The organism is Streptomyces sp. EDA2-14, assembly GCF_054963755.1.
On the sequence record NZ_JBUEGE010000011.1, the window covers coordinates 216,151 to 234,794 of the forward strand.

Consider the following 18,644-nt stretch of genomic DNA (forward strand, 5'->3'; position numbering starts at 1 on the left):
GGCCCCGGTCGGTGCCAAACGGGTGGGGGCCCGCCCGGCGCGCCCCACCCAAGGCACCCCTTTTCACCCGATATGTATCGTGTATGACCGCACTGGTCCTCGCACACTTCGTCGTCGCGCTCTGCGCTGCCCCGCTGATCCGCCGGGCGGGGCCGCGTGGGTTCGCGCTGCTCGCGCTGCCACCCGCCGCCGCACTCGGCTGGGCGCTGTCCCGCTGGGGCGAGGTGAGCGCGGGCACGCCGAGCGAGGAGTCCTGGTGGTGGATCAGGGACTACGACGTCGAGATCGCCTTCCGGCTCGACGCACTGTCCCTCGTCATGGTGTTGCTCGCCGCCGGCATCGGCGCGCTCGTGCTGCTCTACTGCGTGCGCTACTTCGACGGCGGCGCCCGCCAGCTGGGCTCCTTCGCCGGAAACCTGCTGGCGTTCGCGGGCGCGATGCTCGGCCTCGTCCTCGCCGACGACCTCATGACGCTCTACCTCTTCTGGGAACTCACCACCGTCCTGTCGTTCCTGCTCATCGGCTACGACAGCGAGAAACGCGCGAGCCGCCGCTGCGCGCTGCAGGCCCTGACGGTGACCTCGGTCGGCGGGCTCGCCATGTTCGTCGGGTTCCTGATGCTCGGTCACCTGGCGGGCACGTACCGCATCTCGCGCATCCTGGAGTCGCCGCCCGCCGCGAGCGGCACCCTGTCGGCCGCCGTCGTGCTGATCCTGTGCGGGGCGCTCGCCAAGTCGGCGGTGTGGCCGCTGAGCATGTGGCTGCCGAACGCGATGGCGGCGCCCACCCCGGTCAGCGCCTATCTGCACGCCGCCGCGATGGTGAAGGCGGGTGTGTACCTGGTGGCGCGGTTCGCGCCCGCCTTCGCCGACGTCGCACCGTGGCGCCTCCTGCTGCTGACCCTGGGCGCGGTGACGATGCTGCTCGGCGGCTGGCGCGCGCTGCGGCTCAACGACCTGAAGCTGGTGCTCGCCTACGGCACCGTCAGCCAACTGGGCTTCCTGGTGGTGCTCGCGGGCGCCGGTTCGTACGACGCCGCCCTCGCGGCCGTCGCGATGCTCCTCGGGCACGCGCTGTTCAAGGCGCCGCTGTTCCTGGTGACCGGGATCGTCGACCACGCGACGGGCACCCGCGACCTGCGCCGTCTGTCGGGCGTGGGGCGGCGGCTGCCGTGGGTGGCGGGGGTCGCCGTCCTCGCGGGCGCCTCGATGGCGGCCCTGCCGCCGCTGCTCGGGTTCGCGGCCAAGGAGGCGGCGTTCGACGCGCTGCTGCACGGCAGCGTCGGCGAGCGGTGGGTGCTCGCGTGCGTCGTCGTCGGCTCCGCGCTCACCACCGCGTACACCCTGCGCTTTTTGTGGGGCGCGTTCGCGCGCAAGCCGGGCACCGGGGACTCCGCCGTGCACCGCGTGGACGCCGCCTTCCTCGCGCCGCCCGCGCTGCTCGCCGTCGGCTGCCTGGTCCTCGGCCCCGGCATCGGCTGGACGGCGCAGCTCTTCGAGCGGTACGCCGCCCAGTACCCGGTCCCCGAGCACCCCTACCACCTGGCGCTGTGGCACGGGTTCGGGGCCGCGCTCGGCCTGTCGGTGCTCGCGTGGGCGGGCGGCGCCGCGCTGTTCCTGGCGCGCGAGCCGGTGGTACGGGTCGGTCGTCGCCTGGCCTGGCCGAAGGCAGACGAGGTGTTCGGCCGGACCGTGCTCGGCCTCGAACGCTCCGCGCTCCAGATCACGGGCGCCGTGCAGAAGGGCTCCCTGCCCTCGTACGTGGCGACGGTCCTGGGCGTCATGTTCGTCGGCCTGCTCGCGGTCCTCGCCACCGACCGGCCCTGGCACGGCACGCCCGCGCCCCGCCTGTGGGACCACCCGATGCAGGCGGCGGTCGGCGCCCTGGCCTGTGCGTGCGCCCTGATGTGCCTGGTGGTGCAGCGCCGCATGAAGGCGGCGGTGCTCGCGGGCCTGACCGGCTACGGCACAGCGCTCCTGTACGTCGTGCAGGGGGCACCCGACCTGGCGCTCACCCAGTTCGGCGTGGAGACGGTCTCGACGGTCGTGCTCGTCCTCGTCCTGCGGCGTCTGCCGGTCTTCTTCGGCGACTCGCAGCGCACCTGGCGGTGGGGGGTGAGCATGCTGATCGCGCTGGGCAGCAGTGTGGCGGTGGCGTGCGCGGTGTGGCTGGCGATCGGCGCGCGCACGGCGCAGCCCGCGGGCGCCGCGCTGATCGAGGAGACCGCCCACCACGGCCTCAAGGACGTCGTCGCGACGATCCTCGTGGACTTCCGCGCCTGGGACACGATGGGCGAGTCGGCGGTCCTCGCCGTCGCCGTCCTGGGCGTCACGAGCCTGCTGTACGTGCACCGCCGCCAGGGCCGTGCGACCGCCCCGCCGCCCCGGCTGCCCGGTGGGGTCACCGCGTGGTCGCTGGCCACCTCGAAGCTCAAGGTGCCGGCCAAGTACCAGCAGGGCGCGCCCGAGCGCAGCTGGCTGGTGGCCGGTGACACGCTCGCCCCGGAGCACCGCTCGGTCGTCTTCGAGGTGGTCGCCCGGCTCGTCTTCCACCCGATTCTGGTGCTGTCGGTGTACCTGCTGCTGTGCGCGGAGAACCTGCCGGGCGGCGGTTTCGTCGGCGGTCTCGTCGCCGGCATCGCCCTGACGATCCGTTACCTGGCGGGCGGTCGGCACGAGTTGCTGGCGGCGGCGCCGGTCCACCCGGGCTTCTTCACCGGACTCGGCCTGACCCTGTCGACGTCGGTCGCGCTCGTCGGCCTCGCCGACGGCACGGTGCTGCACGGCTGGACCTGGCACGGGCACCTGCCGCTGATCGGCGACTGGCACGCGAGCACCGCCGTCCTCTTCGACCTCGGGGTGTACCTGCTCGTCCTCGGCGTGGTCCTGGACGTCGTACGGGCGCTCGGCTCGAAGATCGACCAGCAGACCGAGTACAGGGCGAGTCTCGCGCTCGCCGGGGAGGCGCAGAAACCGTGACCGTCAGTCTCACCCTGCTCGTCTGCGCGGTCGTGCTGACCACCGCGGGCGGGATCCTCATCCACACCCGCAGCCTGACCCGCGTCCTGGTCGGCATCATCGTGTGCGGCAACGGCATCAACCTCTTCGTCCTCGCCTCCACGGGCACGGCCGGGTTCCCGCCGCTGCTGTATCCGGGCGTCGACCGGGCCCGCGTGACGGACCCGCTGCCGCAGGCGATCATCCTCACCGCCGTCGTGATCACCCTCGCCACCACGGCGTTCGTCCTCGCGATGGCGTACCGCAGCAGCCAGTTGACCGGTTCGGACTTCGTGCCGGACGACGTCGCGGACCGGCGCGTGGTGCTGCGCGCGGAGATCTCCGCCGAGCGGGCCGAGCTGCGCGAGCTCCACCGCGGCGAGGGCCCGAGCGCCTGGCGCGACGAGCGGCGCGAGCAGCGCCGCAGGCTGCGCGCCAACCGCGCCTACCAGGCCCGCGCCCGGGACGCGGACGGCGACCTGTGGGACGACGTCCTGGGTGCGGACCCGCCCACGGCGAGCGCCGCCGACCCGGCCGAGCCCCGACCGGAGGAGACCCGGTGAACTCCCTTGTCCCGCTGCCCGTCGTGCTGCCCCTGGTGGTGTGCGGCCTGACCCTGTTCATCGGGCCGCGGCTGCGCTGGCTGCACCGGCTGATCACGGTCGGGGTGCTCGCGGGCGTCGTCGCCGTCGACGTCGTGCTGCTCGTCGAGGCCGACCGCACGGGCCCGCTCGTGGTGCACCTCGGCGACTTCGGGCCGCCGCTCGGCGTGACCCTGGTCGCCGACCGGCTCGCCGCGCTGATGCTCCTGGTGTCGGGCGCCGTCACCTTCATCGTGCTGATCTACGCGATGAGCCAGGGCATGGCGGACCGCGAGGAGCGGGCGCCGATCGCCGTCTTCCACCCGGCGTACCTGGTGCTGGTCGCCGGAGTGTCGCTCACCTTCCTCGCGGGCGACCTCGTCAACCTCTACGTCGGCTTCGAGATCATGCTGATGGCCAGCTTTGTGCTGCTCACGGTGGGCGCCACGGAACCACGGGTGCGGGCGGGCTCGACGTACGTCGTCGTCTCCCTCGTCTCGTCGCTGGTGTTCCTCATCGGCATCGCCGTGACCTACGCGGCCGTGGGCACCGTGAACTTCGCGCAGATCGCCCAGCGGATGCCGGAGATCCCGCTGGGCGTGCGGACGCTGGCGGAGGTGCTGCTGTTCACGGTGTTCGGGGTGAAGGCGGCGGCGTTCCCGGTCGCCGCGTGGCTGCCCGACTCCTACCCGACGGCCCCGGCGCCGGTGACCGCCGTCTTCGCGGGGCTGCTCACCAAGGTCGGCGTGTACTCGATCATCCGCGCCGACACGCTGTTCTTCCCGGGCAACCGGCTCTCGGCCGTGCTGATGGCGGTGGCGTTCGCCTCGATGATCATCGGGATTCTCGGCGCGGTGGCCCAGACCGACCTCAAGCGCCTGCTGTCGTTCACCCTCGTCAGCCACATCGGCTTCATGCTGTACGGGATCGCGCTCGGCAACCGGGGCGGCATCGGCGGCGCCATCGTATACACCGCCCACCACATCACCGTGCAGACGACGCTGTTCCTGTCGGCGGGACTCCTGGAAAAGCGGTACGGGACCACGGAGTTGACCCGCCTGGGCGGCACCATGCGTTCGGCGCCGCTGCTCGCCGCCCTCTGGTTCGTGCCCGCCATGAACCTCGCGGGCATCCCGCCCCTGTCCGGCTTCCTCGGCAAGCTGGGCCTGATGCGGGCCGGTGCGGCGGTCGGCGGCGCCTGGTCGTACACACTGCTCGCCGCCGCGGCCGTGACCAGCCTGCTGACACTGTACGTGATGGCGAAGGTGTGGAACCTGGTGTTCTGGCGCGCGGCGCCCGCCCAACCCCCGTCCGAGGACGACGTGCTGGAGGAGAGCGACGACACCGACTCGGATCCGGCGGAGAGCGGCGGCGGCACGGCGGTGGCCACCGCCGTGTGCGTGCGCACCACCATGCGCATCCCTCGCGCCATGACGGCGGCGACGGCCGCCGCGGTCCTCCTCGGCCTCTCCTACACCCTGCTGGCCACCCCGCTCACCGGCCTCGCCGACCGCTCGGCCGACGAACTCCTCGCCCGCACGCCCTACGTGGAGGCGGTGCTCGACCAGTGAACTCCTCAAGCCCGCGCGGCCGTTGGCGCCGCATCGACCTGCCGCTGATCGCCTGGCTCACCGTCATCTGGACCCTGCTGTGGTCGGGCCTGACCTGGGGAAACGTCATCAGCGGCGTGGTCGTCGCGGTCGTGCTGTGCCTGGTGTTCCCGCTCCCGGCCGTCGAACTCGACCTGCGTCTGCGCCCGATCGGCATCGTCCGGCTCGCCGGCTACCTCCTGTACGACATGACGTCGTCGACGGTCACCGTCACCTGGCAGACCCTGCGCGGCAGGCCGGGCCCCGCGGCCGTCATCGCGGTCCCGCTGCGCTGCCGCACCGACCTGATGATCGCGGCGACGGCCGTGGCGGTGTCCAGCGTGCCCGGCGGCGCCCTCGTCGAGGTCAACGGCGCCACCCTGTTCCTGCACGTGGCGCACGCCGACGACCCGCGGGCGGTGCACCGGGCCCGCGCCGACGCGCACCGCCTGGAACGACTCGTTGTACGGGCCTTCGGCACGCGCGAGGAGATCGCCCGGGTCACGGCCCCGGCGCCACCCGACGCGCCCGACGCCCCCGAACCACCGGACTCCCCCGGCTCCCCGGAAGGAAGGGCGCCCGACGCATGAAACTGGCCAACGACATCCTGCTCAACGCCGCGCTGGTGCTGATCGTGCTGGCCGGCGCACTGCTCCTGGTACGGATCTGGCGCGGCCCCTCGATGCTGGACCGGGCCGTGTCCGTCGACATCGCGGCGGTGCTCATCATCGCCGCGATCGGGGTCAACGCCGCGATCACCCGGACCAGTTACTACCTGTCGATCATGCTGGTGATCGCCTTCCTCGGCTTCACGAGTTCGGTGGCCATCGCCCGCTTCATCGCGGCGCGCGACCGGCCGGGGGTACGGCCGAGGTCCGGCATCATCTCCCTCAAGAAGGACCAGGGTTCCGGCAAGAGGGCCCAGGGCTCCGCCAAGAGGGACCAAGGCCCCAAGGAGCGCCCGTGAACTGGCACGCCGTCACCGATCTCGCCGGGTCCCTCCTGCTGTTCGCCGGCGCCGCGGTCTGTCTGACCGGAGTCATCGGCATGCTCCGGCTGCCCGACGTACTGACCCGCAGCCACGCCGCGACCAACCCGCAGACGCTCGGCACGCTCTTGCTCGTGGCGGGCGTCGCGCTGCGCCTGCGCTCGGGCGTCGACCTGGGCACGCTCGCCCTGGTCGCCTTCTTCCAGCTCCTGACCAGCGCGGTGGCGGCCCACCTCGTGGCCCGGGCCGCGTACCGCACGGGCCAGGTCGGCGAGGTCGCGCTGCTGCGCGACGATCTGGCCTCGGCACGCCGCGACCCACCGCCGCCGGACCGCCCCTAGGTGTACTGACCCGGGACATTGGTCGAACGGCTGGGTGAGGACCGTTCTGAGCGGGCCATCGCTGATGGATCTATCCGAGGCTTTGGACGAGCTGTTCGATGCGTGCCCGATCAAGCAGCGAGTAGATCTGGGCGATCCGGCCGTGAATGATCACGAAGGCCATGATCGAGACGGGCTTGTGGTGGGTGCGGACGACGACTGCTGCGCTGCCGTTTACCGTGATCGGCTGGAACGTGGCGTCTGGGACGGCGAACGTCGCCGCGCGCCGGGTCACGTTCTCCGGGCCGTGGATGGTGGCGGTTGCGGCAGGGCTCGTGGTGCCGCCATGGGCGTGGAAGGTGATCTCGGGGTGCAACAGGCCAAGGAGCGTGTCGAGGTCACCGTCGCGGGATGCCGCGAAGAATGCCTCGACCACACGGCGTTGCCCGGCAGGGTCGGTATCGATCTCGGCCGGGTCGACGGCGTGCACTCGCCTGCGTGCACGGCTGGCAAGTTTGCGGGTCGCTTCGGTCGACTGGCCGAGCACGTTGGCAATCTCGCTGAACGGCATCCCGAAGGAATCGTGGAGCACGATCGCGAGACGCTCGGGAGGCGACAGACTCTCCAGAACAATATGGAGAGCCAGACTGACCTGTTCGGCGAGAAGTGCCTGATCCTCTGGCCCGAGGGCCTCCTCGGTTCGCACGCGGAGCTCGGGCCCAGTCGCGTCTGTCGGGCTTTCTGGTCGCGCAGCGCGGGCTCGGAGCTTATTCAGGCATGTGCGTGAAACGACCCTGGTCATCCACCCGTCGAGGTTGGTGACGGCGTCAATGTCTGTTGCGCCGGGGCGGCTGAGGCGAACCCAGGCATCTTGGACAGCGTCTTCAGCGTCTGCGCTGTCGCCGAGGATTCGGTAGGCCAACGCGGTCAGCCGCTGGCGGCTCGCCTCGAAGTGTCGGCTGAGCTCTTCAGCTGGGGCCATCGGTCACGTCCTCGTCTTGCGGGGTGTCAGTGCCTATGACACGCGTATGAGCGAGAACGTGACAGGAGCACGATGTGACGACCCCCAGCCAATCAGCGCCGACCCTCGATGCCCGACACCGCCGTATCGCGCTGTTGGCGTTGTGTCTGGCCGGCTTCGTGATCCAGCTCGATGTCACCATCGTCAATGTCGCCCTCCCGACGATCCAACGTGACCTCCAGGCGACCGCGGGCTCACTGGAGTGGATCATCAGCGGTTACGCGCTCGGGCTGGCAGCGCTGATCCCGTTGATGGGCGCCCTCGGCGATAGGATCGGCCACCGGCCCGTCCTGTTGACCGGTCTGGTCGTTTTTGGTCTCTGCTCTGCGGCAGCAGCGCTGGCCCACAGTCCCTCCGCGCTCGTGGGAGCACGCATCGGGCAAGGCGTCGGCGGAGCCGCGATCCTGGCGCTCACGCTCGCTGTGCTGACCGATGTCCACCCGCCGGACCAGCGCGGTCACGCGATCGGCTGGTGGGCGGCGATCGGTGGTATCGGCTTCGGTGCGGGCCCGGTCCTCGGCGGCTTCCTGCTGTCTGTCTTCGACTGGTCAATTATCTTCTGGGTCAACCTCCCGATGATTGTCGTGACGGTCGTCGTGCTCCTGCTGACTGTCCCGCGAGCCGCCGCAAGCTCCGAGCCGCGGCCACTTGATGTTCCTGGTGTTGTACTCGCGTCAGCGGGTCTGGCAGCAGTGACCTTCGCACTGATCACCGCGACCGATGTCCCCTGGAAACCAGCGCAAACCCTGGTGCCACTTGTCGGCGGCGGCCTGATCCTCGCGGCGTTCGTCCAGTGGCAGCGCCGTGCCGACGAGCCTTTGGTGCCGAGAGCTGTGCGCGGCGATTCATCCTTCCTCAGTTCCTGCGCCATCTACTTCCTCAGCTACGTAGCCTTCGGCGGCACGCTCTACTACGTCACCTTGATGTTCCAGAACCTTCTCGGTTGGTCTGCCCTTCATACCGGCCTGTCGTGGCTGCTGATGAACGCCCCGTTCCTCGTCACGGCCCAGATGGCCGGCAAACTCGGTCGACGCTTCACGCCACGCGCAATCGTCACCACGGGCTGCGCGGCCGGAGCGTTCGGGGTCGCGGCGCTGAGCGCGCTGACGCCGACCACCCCGTTCGTCGTTGCGGGAATCGGATACCTGGTCGCTGGAGTCGGTTTCGGGCTGCTGGTTCCCGGGATCACCCACGTGGCCATGCGCGACGTCGCCGGTCCCGTCGCAGGTGCTGCCTCGGCGGTACTGAACTCCTCCCGCCAGCTCGGTACGGCGGGAGGACTCGCGCTCATCGGTGCCATTGGCGCGGCAGCAACCCAACACAGCTGGGGCACGTCGCGATACGGGCGAACACACAGTGCCTCCGACCCCATCGTGACGGGGAGCCTTCACAGAGTCCCGTCGCGCATGCAGGCGGCGGCCCGTGACTCGTTCGAGATCGGGTATCACGTCGCCCTCGGGATCTGTATCGCCAGCCTCCTGATCGCCGTGTGGCTCTCACTGCACGCGTTCAAACAGCAGACAGCGTCCATCGAGGCGGCACGCGCGAAGGAGCCGAGCTTGTGAGCCACGCCAACGCCGCGCCATGACTCCGCGAGGGACTGGCCGGGCGGTCAGGCGGTCAGTGCCGCAAGCTCCGCGTTGGCGCGCTCGGTGACCAGGGCGAGGACGCGGCCGGCGGCGGCCAGGTCCTCGGCGGGCATCCCGCCCCAGATGCGGGCGGAGACGGGGGCGGTCTCCGCGCCGACGGCCGCGAACAGCTCGCGCCCCGCTTCAGTGGGGCGCAGGTGCGCACCGTCGGCGACGAGCAGCTGCTTGCCCAGCAGCTCGTCGAGGGTGGCGCGGATGTCGGCCGGGTCCGCCTTGAGGGACTCCTGGACCTGAGTGAGGAGATCGTCCGGCGTCTGCGGGGTGTCGGAGGTGATGGCGGCGCGGAGGGCGACCTGCTGCTGGAACGTGGCGCCGTGCCGGGCCAGGACGTGCTCCACTACGCCGCGGGCGGCGTAGTGGGCCAGGGCGAGGTCGCGGGCGTTGGCGACGGGTGCGGTGGTGGATGCGGTCGTGGTCATGGTGTTGTCCCCTAATTGCTCTGGTCGTTCGGTACGAATGGAGCGAGAGGTGTGTCGAGCAGGGTCGCCAGCTCGCCGGTGAGTGCACGCGTGCGCGGGGCGTCGAGGCCGCCGAGTGGCTCCAGCAACTGCTGGAGCAGTTCCTGGACCACCGCGATGGCCTGCCGTGTGACGGCCTCGCCCTGCTCGGTGAGGGCGAGCTGTACGGCGCGCGGGTCGCGGGGATCGCGGGTGCGCTCGATCAAGCCGGCCGACTCCAGGGCGCGCGCCAGCTTCGAGACGTACAGCGCCTCCAGGCCGGTGTGGTCGGCGAGTCGGCGCTGACTGGGCCGCTCGCCGGCGCGCTGCATGCCATGCAGGGACGCGACCAGCGAGTACTGCGCGTGGGTGAGACCCAGCGGACCCACCGCGCGATCGACCGCGACGCGCCACTTGTTGGCGAGCCGCCATACCAGGAATCCGGGCGTGGGGCCCGGCGATGAACCCTTGCTCATGCAGCATAGAATACATGGCTACTATGTCCATGGCTACTATTTTCCTCGGATGTGACGGCGCACCCGACTCGGCGCAGCAACGGACCGACGGAACAACTCCAGCGGGACCGCCTCCACCCCGCCACATGATCAAGACTGAAGACAGGTCCTAGGGCTCAATGTCCCGTCAACCTAACGCGACTGGTGCGAGCCGGGTGTGTGTCCGAAGGTGCGGCGGAACACGTCGATGAACGCGCTCGTCGACGACCAGCCGCACTGCCGCGCCACCGTCGTCACCTGCGCCCGCCCGGCGAGCAGAACCAGCGCGTGGTGGAGGCGGAGTTGGGTGCGCCACTGCGGGAAGGTCATGCCGAGGTCGCGGCGGAACAGCCGGGACAGGGTGCGGTCGCTCGCCCCGACCTCCCGGCCCAGCTCGGCCAGGGTGCGGCCGTCGGCCGGATCGGCGTACAGCAGGTCGCACACGGCACGCAGCAGCGGGGCCGTCGGCGTCGGAAGGTGCAGCGGCTGCTGCGGCGAGAGCCTCAACTGGTCGAGCAACACCGCGCGCAGGCGCGCGCGTTCAGGACTCTCGTCGTCGGCAGTGGCGGCGCGCGTGTACTCGATGATCAGCTCGCGCAGCAGCGGGCTCACCGCGAGGACGGCGGGGGTGTCGAGGCCGAGCGGGTTCTCGGTCGCGGGCAGCCCCACGAAGTGCAGTTCGACGTCGCCGTGCGCCTGGTGGGCGTGCACGGTGTCGGCGGGCACCCAGATCGCGCGTGTGCCCGGGGCGACCCAGGACCCGGCGTCGGTGGTGACGGCGACGACGCCGCGGCCCGCGTAGGCGATCTGGTGGTCGTCGTGCCGGTGCGCGTCGATCTCGGCCCCGTGCGCCAGGTGTCTGGTGCGGGTGGGGGCCACCGGAGTGTGGCGGATCTGCGGCATCGCCTGGCAGGTTATCGGAAGCGGGACAGGACGCGCGGTCGCAACGATGACCGGGTGCGAACCAACACCGCGATCCCCCTGCTCTCCGTCGGGCACGCCTGCGTGGACGTCTACCAGGGCGCCGTCGCCTCGCTCGTGCCGTACTTCGTCGCCGAACGCGCCTACAGCTACGCCGCCGTGTCCGGAATCGTGCTCGCGGCGTCGCTGCTGTCGTCGGTGGCGCAACCGGTCTTCGGCCTGCTCACCGACCGCCGTGCGATGCCCTGGCTGCTCCCGGTCAGCACGCTGCTCGCGGGCGTGGGCATCGCGCTGAGCGGGACGAGCGGTTCGTACGCGGTGACCCTCGCCGTCGTCGCGGTGTCCGGGATCGGGGTGGCCGCCTACCATCCGGAGTCCGCGCGGGTGGCCCGGCTCGCGAGCCGTGGCAGCCACAGCGCGATGGCCTGGTTCTCGCTCGGCGGCAACGTCGGTTTCGCCCTCGCCCCGCTCCTGGTCGCCGCCGCGGTCGCGGCGGGCGGGCTGCGGTGCACGCCGCTGCTGGCGCTGCCCGCGGCGGCGGGCGCCGCGATCTGCCTGCCGGTGCTGCGCGCGCTGGGTCGGCGCGGGCGGTCGTCGACCTCCACCGCGGCGATCCCGGCGAAGGACGACGTGAAGTCCTTCGTCCGCCTGTCGTTCGCGGTGGTGTGCCGCTCCGTCGTCTTCACCGGTCTGAGCACCTTCGTCTCCCTGTACGCGACGCAGCGCATGGGCGGCAGCAAGGCGGCGGGCACGGCGGCCCTGTTCGTGCTCTACGTGGGCGGCGCGGTCGGCAGTGTCCTGGGCGGAGCGCTGGCGGGCCGCTGGGACCGGGTCACCGTCTCCGGCTGGTCGTACCTGGTGACGGCCGCGTCGGTGACGGGCGTGGTGTGGGTGCCGGGACCGGCGCTCTACGGTTTCCTCGCCCTCACGTCGGCGGGCCTGTACGTCCCGTTCTCGCTCCAGGTCACGCTGGGCCAGGACTACTTGCCCTCGCGGGTCGGCACGGCGAGCGGCATCACGCTCGGTCTGACGGTGAGCATCGGCGGCCTGGCGAGCCCCGTCGTCGGCACCGTCGCCGACCACACCTCACTGCGCACGGCCCTGACCCCGCTCATCGTGATGCCGTTGCTGAGCTGGCTCCTGTTCCGCACGCTGCCCGAGCCCGACGGTGCGGGTACGGTGTCGGTTGATCGATCATTGCGCAAACAGCCCGAGCCGAAGGCCTGAACCGAGGAGCGCCACCGTGCCGACCCCACCGCCCACTCCCCTGGCCCGCGTCCCCCTGCACGAGCAGGTCCGCCGCTTCGTCCTGGAGGGCCTGGTGGCGGGCCGCTGGGAGCCCGGCGACCGGATCGTGGAGCGGCGGATCGCCCAGGAGCTGGGCGTCAGCCAGGCGCCGGTACGTGAGGCGTTGCGCGAGCTGGAGGCCATGGAGCTGGTGACGTGGGCGCCCAACAAGGGCGCACGGGTGCGGGAGCTGACGCTGGACCAGCTCCGGGACGTGTACCTGGTGCGCGCCTCCTTGGAGCGGCGCGCCGTCATGCTCGCGGCGCCACGGCTGGCCGGCGACGTCGCCGAACTCGAGCGACACCTGCGGGCCATGCGGCACGCGGCCACCGAGGGCGACCGCCACCAACAGGCGCTGCACGGCGTGGCGTTCCACCGCACCATCGTCCACGCGTGCGGGAACCCCGTACTGATCCGGCACTGGGACCGGCTGGGCGTGGAGGCCTGGACGGCGCTGTCCCTGGGGCTGCTGCGCACGGAGCTGCACGACAACGCCGAGGACCACGAGGAGATCGTCGAGGTCCTGCGCCGGGGCGACCCGCACCTGGGACGACTGATGGAGCTGCACGTCATGGAGTACGCGGGAAAATGATCGATCATTGAACATTACTCGCTGGTATTCATTGACCGGGCGATCCGCGGCAACCTAACTTCTGCTCTGAGGAATTGATCTTTCGAAGAGTGAAATTTCGGAACGCGCGGTCGCCCGTCACCCCGGGTGGCCCCGACGGAAGGGCAACCCCTGTGTCCCCGATGTCCCAGAACCACCAGCTGGACCAGCTCCCGGAGCCCGACCCGCAGGAGGTCGCCGAGTGGCTGGCCTCCGTGGACGGCGCGATCGGCGCCGTCGGCCGGCGGCGCGTGGGCCGCCTGCTGCGGCGCGTGGTCGATCACGCGCTGGCGGAGGGGGTGCCGCTGCCCGCACCGTCGTCCACCCCGTACGTCAACTCCGTCCCGACCGACGCCGAACCCGCCTACCCCGGCGACGAGGCGATGGAGTCGCGGATCACCGCGTGGAACCGCTGGAACGCCGCGGTCATGGTCACCCGCGGCAACGAACGCGGCGGACTCGGCGGCCACATGGCCACCTACGCCTCCGCCGCCTGGCTCTACGAGGTCGGCTTCCAGCACTTCTTCAAGGGCAAGGACGCGGACGGCAGCGGCGACCAGCTCTACGTCCAGGGACACGCGTCGCCCGGCGTCTACGCCCGCGCCTTCCTCGAAGGACGGCTGTCCGAGGGCGAGTTGGACCGGTTCCGGATGGAGGCGGGCGGCGGCGGACTGCCCTCGTACCCGCATCCTCGCCGACTGCCCTGGCTGTGGGAGTTCCCGACCGTCTCGATGGGCCTCGGCCCGCTCTCCGCGATCTACCAGGCCCGCTTCAACCGCTATCTGCACCACCGCGGGATCAAGGACACCGGCCGGAGCCACGTGTGGGCGTTCCTGGGCGACGGGGAGATGGACGAGCCGGAGTCGACGGCCGCCCTGAACCTCGCCGCCCGCGAGGAACTCGACAACCTCACCTTCGTCGTCAACTGCAACCTTCAGCGCCTGGACGGGCCGGTGCGCGGCAACTTCAAGATCATGCAGGAGCTGGAGGCGCAGTTCCGCGCCGCCGGCTGGAACGTCGTCAAGGTGCCGTGGGGCGTGGAGTGGGACGGACTGCTCGCCACGGACACCGACGGGCTGCTCCTCGACGCCCTCGACACCCTTCCCGACGGGCAGTTGCAGACCTTCGCCGCACGCGACGGCGCGTACATCCGCGAGCGCCTCTTCGCCGGACCGCTCGCCGGTCTCGCCCGCCCGTACTCCGACGGCGACCTCGCCCGGATCGTGGGCACCTCGCGCGGCGGCCACGAACCCCGCAAGATCCACGCCGCGTACCGCGCGGCCGTCGACCACCAGGGCGCGCCCACCGTCGTCCTCGTGCAGACGGTGAAGGGCTGGACCCTCGGCCCCGGCTTCGAGTCGCGCAACGCCAACCACCAGATGAAGAAGCTCTCCGGCAAGGAGTTCCGCGCCATGCGCGACCTGCTGGAGCTGCCCATCCCCGACGCGAAGCTCGGCGAGGGCCTCGTGCCGTACGCCCACCCCGGTGCCGGCTCCGACGAGGTCGCCTACCTCCACGAGCGGCGCCGCGCGCTCGGCGGCCCGGCCCCCGCCCGCCGTGTCGCGGCCCGCCCGCTGCCCGCCCCGTCCGCCAAGCCGTTCGACATGCTCGCCAAGGGCTCGGGCGGACAGGAGATCGCCACGACGATGGCGTTCGTCCGCCTGGTCAAGGACCTGATGCGGGAGAAGGGCACCGGGGCGCGTTGGGTGCCCGTCGTCCCCGACGAGGCCCGCACCTTCGGCATGGAGTCCCTTTTCCCCTCCGCCGGGATCTACTCCCCCAAGGGCCAGACGTACGAGCCCGTGGACCGCGACCAGCTCCTCTACTACAAGGAGTCGACGAGCGGCCAGATCCTCAACGAGGGCATCACGGAGGCAGGTTCACTCGCCTCGTTCACCGCCGCCGCCACCTCCTACGCGACGCACGGCGAGCCGATGATCCCGTTCTACATCTTCTACTCGATGTTCGGCTGGCAGCGGACGGCCGACCAGTTCTGGGCGCTCGCGGACCAGTTGGGCCGCGGGTTCGTCATCGGCGCCACCGCCGGGCGCACCACGATGACCGGCGAGGGCCTCCAGCACGCCGACGGCCACTCCCACCTCATCGCCTCCACCAACCCGGCCTGCCTGCCCTACGATCCGGCGTTCGCCTACGAGGTCGGTGTCATCGTCAGGGACGGGCTGCGCCGCATGTACGGCGAGAACGGCGAGGACACAGCGGACGTCTTCTACTACCTCACCGTCTACAACGAGACGAAGATCCAGCCGCCGATGCCCGAGGGCGCGGGCGTCGAGGAGGGCATCCTGCGCGGCCTGTACCGCTACCGCGCGGCGACGGACCCGGCCGCCGCATCGCCGCGCGTCCAGCTCCTCGCCTCCGGCACGGCGATCCACTGGATCCTCAAGGCGCAGGAACTGCTCGCGGAGGACTGGAGCGTGGCCGCCGACGTGTGGTCCGCGCCGTCCTGGACCCTGCTGCGCCGCGAGGCGATGGCAGCCGAGGAGGCGGGCCGGGTCCCGTACGTCACCGGGGCGCTCGCCGACGCGCCGGGGCCGGTCGTCGCCGTCTCGGACTGGATGCGCGCGGTGCCCGACCAGATCGTCCCCTGGGTGCCCCAGCAGTGGACGTCCGTCGGCACCGACGGCTTCGGCCTCTCCGACAACCGGGCCAACGTGCGCCGCCACTTCGGTGTGGACGCCGAGTCCGTCGTCGTCCACGCGCTGCGCACGCTGGCCGCGCGCGGCGAGGTCGACGCGGACGCCGCCGAGCGCGCGGCCCTGCGCTACGGACTGGGCGGGACGGAGCGGTCCGCCCCGCCCGTGGTCCCCGGCCACGCCGCCCCGCTGGTGCGCAGGCTCGCCGCCGAGTCCGGCATCGACCTGTCCACCGTGCGCGGCACCGGCATCGGCGGCCGCATCCGCAAGCAGGACGTCATCGACGCCGCTACCTGACCGAGGTCAGCCGCTCCCCCGGCGCCTGCCCCTCGACCGCATTCTCGGCCGCGGGCTCCTGCGTCGGTGTCAGTTCGCGGACCGTCAGCGCGAGGCTGTTGGCGGCGGTGAAGTAGGGGCCGATCCGCACCCGCCGTCCCCCGTCCCGCGTGTGGAAGGCCGGAGGCACGGTGTCGGTGGCCTTGCGCAGGGCCACGTCGCCGCCGATCCGGCCGACCGGGATCCGGTGGTGGCGGTCGACCAGGTGCAGGTCCCACAGCTCGCAGTCCTCGCCGGCCGCCCGGCACCGCTCGGCGAGGTCGGCGTACGGCACGGAGAACCACACGCGGCCGTCGGAGACCACGACCTCCGCCGACTCGAAGGTGGTGTGCGTCGCGCCGCGCCGCGCTGCCACCACGGCGACGTCGCCGTCCAGCGGACGCCCGAGGAGCCGGCCCTCCACGATGACGGCGGAGCCGCCGGTGTCCACGGTGCCGATCTCCAGGTGCGCGGGGCGGTCCCAGGCCCGTACGGCGAGGTGTCCCCTGCCCGTGGTGAAGGGGATGCGGGAGGTCACCCGGTCCTCGGTCGCCTCCGGCGCGCGGCCCACCAGTGCGGCGCTCTCCACCGTGAGGGAGTCGGCCCGGCGCCGCGCACCGTCCTGCGCCCGCTCCACGTACACGCCCCATTCCCCTTCGTCGAGCGGGTGCTCGCGGCCGATGCGGGCGCGCAGGGACGCGTGCTCCGCGTGCAGCGGCAGACGCAGCTCGTCGTCGCCGCGCCGCAGCACCAGCGCGGCACCGGGGGTGTGCACCCCGGTGATGTCCACCGTGATGTCCCCGTCGGGGGTGGCCGTCGTACGGGCGACGGGGCGGAAGGCGGGCACGCGGGTGAGGCGCTTCGCGCGGCGCGGCATCAGGGTGCGGACGGCGGGGGCGAGGACGGGGGTGCGCAGGGACGCGCGCAGGACGGGGCGGGCGACGGTTCCGGCGTGCTGCCGGACCACGCTGCTCACCGGGCGGCGTACGCGACCAGCCGTCTGCGGCTGCGCGGGGGTCGCGGGGCCGCCCAGTTCGGCGACCAGGTCGAGAAAGCGGCGCGCCGCCGTCCGCGGGGTGAAGGTCAGCGCCTTCTCGCGCGCCGCCCGCGCCATGGCGTGCCGCCGCTCGTCGTCCTCGATCAGGTCGAGCAGACCGGCGGCGAGCGCCTCCGGGTCGCCGGGCTGCACCAGGAAGCCGTCGCGCCCGTCGTCGAGGATCTCGCCGGGCCCGTACGGGCAGTCGGTGGCGACCACGGGCAGGCCCGCGTGCATGGCCTCGACGAGGGTCATGCCGAAGGACTCGGCGTTGGAGGAGACCGCGGCGATGGAGCCCTTGGACCATTCCGGTTCGATGGGTGCGACGGCCCCCATGAGCCGCACGTGGTTGGTCAGCCCCGCCGTCATGACCTGCTCGCGCAGCCGGCCGGCGAGACGGCCTCGGCCGTAGAGGCGCAGCGACCAGTCGGGGCGCTCGGCGACCACGTGGCCGAAGGACTCGATGAGCAGCGCGTAGTTCTTCACGGGGATGAGGCGGCCCGCCGCCACGACGACCTTGTTGCGTCCGGTGGACGGGGCGACCTCCGGCAGCGGGACGCCGTTGGGAATGCAGCGGATCTCGGTGTCGACGCCGGGCAGGGCGTCGCGATAGCTCTCGGCGTCGGCGTAGGAGACGGTGGTGAAGGCGTCGAGGGCGCCGATCGCCTCGTCCTGCGCGGATTGGATGACCGGCTTGTGCAGGGCGTGGGTGAGGTGCTCCTGCCCGATGCGCAGGGCGTTGCGGGGGCCGTGCTCGGCGAGCAGCACATTGATGCCGGGGCGTGTTCCCACGATCACGTCGGCGTCGGTGGTGTCGAGCCACTCGACGACGCGTCTGTCCGTCAGGGTGCTGGCGTGGGCGTAGGGGCCGTCGGCGCGGAGATAGAGCCGTGAGGGACGGGCCGCGGGGTCGTGTTCCGGGTCGAAGCCGGCGACGCCGCGGCGCGCCTCGACGAGCGGACGGATCCGCACTCCGGGTGCCGGCTTCAGCGCGGGATGTTCCCTGGAACGCACGACCGAGGCGATCTCCACCTCGTGGCCCGCCTCGGCGAGGGCGCCCGCGAGGTTCGTCGTGGAGCGGATGGTGCCGCCGATTCCGTAGGCATTGAAGAGCAGAAAGCCGATTTTCATGCGTAGGGAGCCCGATCTGTGGCGCTGAGACGGACGTGCGGGTTGACGTCTCCCGTCACATTAAATGCCTAGATGCGGACATATGCGACTTCGGGCGTTGCGTCGCATGACAAGTCCTGTCCGGTGGCAGGCAGTTGGGCGTCCGTCATGTGGACGCCCGGTGTGACGGTTCGTCCGCTCACGCCGAATTCAGCACCCTGAGCGCGCCAGTTACGCGGCGCACCCGCTCGGCCACGCACGGCGGAGGCCGTGACCCGGGGGCTCACTTCGGGTCACGGCCTCAGGCGCGTACGGTCACAGACCGCCCACGAGGATCTCGCCGTTCTCCTCGCGCGCCGGGTACACCTTGATGGGCTTCACCGCGGGCGGCGACAGCGGCTCGCCGGTGGCGAAGTCGAAGACACTCCCATGGCAGGAGCACAGCAGCCCGTCCTCGGTGACCTTGCCCGCCGACAGATGGCAGGCGAGGTGGGTGCAGTAGTTGGCACTGACGTGGACGTCGCCCTCGAAGCGGGACACCGCGAGTTCGAGGTCGCCGACGAAGAAGCGGCGCACGACACCTTCGGGGACCTGGCCCGAGCGGGCCACCTTCACATACCGCAGTTCCGTCGCCAC

16 protein-coding genes are annotated in these 18,644 nt (G+C 71.6%); 10 read left to right on the forward strand and 6 right to left on the reverse strand.

What is annotated here, in order from left to right; all coding sequences use genetic code 11:
• Nucleotides 1-83: 83 nt before the first annotated feature.
• From ACY34M_RS25505 to mnhG, 6 genes are read left to right on the forward strand one after another with little or no spacing between them, the layout of a single operon-like run.
• Complete coding sequence (locus ACY34M_RS25505; protein WP_462720625.1) at nucleotides 84-2,978, forward strand: Na+/H+ antiporter subunit A; 2,895 nt, start codon at nucleotides 84-86, stop codon at nucleotides 2,976-2,978.
• Nucleotides 2,975-3,559 (forward strand): Na(+)/H(+) antiporter subunit C, encoded by a 585-nt coding sequence (locus ACY34M_RS25510; RefSeq protein WP_462720626.1) that lies wholly within the window; start codon nucleotides 2,975-2,977, stop codon nucleotides 3,557-3,559. The genes ACY34M_RS25505 and ACY34M_RS25510 overlap by 4 nt, the downstream gene beginning before the upstream one ends.
• Entirely contained in the window at nucleotides 3,556-5,148 is a 1,593-nt protein-coding gene (locus ACY34M_RS25515; RefSeq protein WP_462720627.1) for a Na+/H+ antiporter subunit D, read from the forward strand. Before ACY34M_RS25510 ends, ACY34M_RS25515 begins: the two co-directional genes overlap by 4 nt.
• A complete protein-coding gene (locus ACY34M_RS25520; protein WP_462720628.1) occupies nucleotides 5,145-5,756 on the forward strand; it encodes a Na+/H+ antiporter subunit E in 612 nt (203 codons plus the stop codon). The genes ACY34M_RS25515 and ACY34M_RS25520 overlap by 4 nt, the downstream gene beginning before the upstream one ends.
• Nucleotides 5,753-6,133, forward strand: coding sequence for a monovalent cation/H+ antiporter complex subunit F (locus ACY34M_RS25525; protein ID WP_462720629.1), 381 nt, complete (start codon nucleotides 5,753-5,755; stop codon nucleotides 6,131-6,133). The genes ACY34M_RS25520 and ACY34M_RS25525 overlap by 4 nt, the downstream gene beginning before the upstream one ends.
• The gene (gene mnhG, locus ACY34M_RS25530) at nucleotides 6,130-6,495 is read left to right on the forward strand and encodes a monovalent cation/H(+) antiporter subunit G (RefSeq protein WP_462720630.1); all 366 of its coding nucleotides are present in this window, start codon (nucleotides 6,130-6,132) and stop codon (nucleotides 6,493-6,495) included. The genes ACY34M_RS25525 and mnhG overlap by 4 nt, the downstream gene beginning before the upstream one ends.
• Nucleotides 6,496-6,565: 70 nt before the next feature.
• Here the strand turns inward: mnhG and ACY34M_RS25535 are convergent, their stop codons facing one another.
• A complete protein-coding gene (locus ACY34M_RS25535) occupies nucleotides 6,566-7,456 on the reverse strand; it encodes a sigma-70 family RNA polymerase sigma factor (RefSeq protein WP_462720631.1) in 891 nt (296 codons plus the stop codon).
• 74 nt (nucleotides 7,457-7,530) lie between these two features.
• Here ACY34M_RS25535 and ACY34M_RS25540 point away from each other — a divergent pair, with 74 nt between their 5' ends.
• Nucleotides 7,531-9,060 carry an MFS transporter gene (locus ACY34M_RS25540; RefSeq protein WP_462720632.1) on the forward strand — a complete coding sequence of 510 codons (1,530 nt, stop codon included), beginning with the start codon at nucleotides 7,531-7,533 and terminating at the stop codon, nucleotides 9,058-9,060.
• Between the two features lie 47 nt (nucleotides 9,061-9,107).
• Here ACY34M_RS25540 and ACY34M_RS25545 read toward each other — a convergent pair whose 3' ends face one another.
• From ACY34M_RS25545 to ACY34M_RS25555, 3 genes are all read right to left on the reverse strand, one after another.
• Nucleotides 9,108-9,563 (reverse strand): MarR family transcriptional regulator, encoded by a 456-nt coding sequence (locus ACY34M_RS25545; RefSeq protein WP_462720633.1) that lies wholly within the window; start codon nucleotides 9,561-9,563, stop codon nucleotides 9,108-9,110.
• Between the two features lie 11 nt (nucleotides 9,564-9,574).
• On the reverse strand, nucleotides 9,575-10,057 hold the full coding sequence (locus tag ACY34M_RS25550; protein WP_462720634.1) for a MarR family winged helix-turn-helix transcriptional regulator: 483 nt from the start codon (nucleotides 10,055-10,057) through the stop codon (nucleotides 9,575-9,577).
• Between the two features lie 171 nt (nucleotides 10,058-10,228).
• A complete protein-coding gene (locus ACY34M_RS25555; protein WP_462720635.1) occupies nucleotides 10,229-10,978 on the reverse strand; it encodes an AraC family transcriptional regulator in 750 nt (249 codons plus the stop codon).
• 54 nt (nucleotides 10,979-11,032) lie between these two features.
• Between ACY34M_RS25555 and ACY34M_RS25560 the strand changes: the two genes are divergently transcribed.
• The 3 genes from ACY34M_RS25560 to aceE all read left to right on the forward strand — a co-directional run bounded on the left by ACY34M_RS25560 (nucleotide 11,033) and on the right by aceE (nucleotide 15,844).
• Nucleotides 11,033-12,223 carry an MFS transporter gene (locus tag ACY34M_RS25560; protein WP_462720636.1) on the forward strand — a complete coding sequence of 397 codons (1,191 nt, stop codon included), beginning with the start codon at nucleotides 11,033-11,035 and terminating at the stop codon, nucleotides 12,221-12,223.
• A 16-nt stretch (nucleotides 12,224-12,239) separates the two neighbouring features.
• A complete protein-coding gene (locus tag ACY34M_RS25565; RefSeq protein ID WP_462720637.1) occupies nucleotides 12,240-12,875 on the forward strand; it encodes a GntR family transcriptional regulator in 636 nt (211 codons plus the stop codon).
• 161 nt (nucleotides 12,876-13,036) lie between these two features.
• On the forward strand, nucleotides 13,037-15,844 hold the full coding sequence (gene aceE / locus ACY34M_RS25570) for a pyruvate dehydrogenase (acetyl-transferring), homodimeric type (RefSeq protein WP_462720638.1): 2,808 nt from the start codon (nucleotides 13,037-13,039) through the stop codon (nucleotides 15,842-15,844).
• On the opposite strand, the gene ACY34M_RS25575 is transcribed toward aceE, so the two are convergent.
• Both ACY34M_RS25575 and ACY34M_RS25580 read right to left on the reverse strand, forming a co-directional pair.
• Nucleotides 15,837-18,029, reverse strand: coding sequence for a glycosyltransferase (locus tag ACY34M_RS25575; protein ID WP_462720639.1), 2,193 nt, complete (start codon nucleotides 18,027-18,029; stop codon nucleotides 15,837-15,839). The genes aceE and ACY34M_RS25575 overlap by 8 nt on opposite strands.
• Nucleotides 18,030-18,323: 294 nt before the next feature.
• Complete coding sequence (locus tag ACY34M_RS25580) at nucleotides 18,324-18,644, reverse strand: Rieske (2Fe-2S) protein (RefSeq protein ID WP_462720640.1); 321 nt, start codon at nucleotides 18,642-18,644, stop codon at nucleotides 18,324-18,326.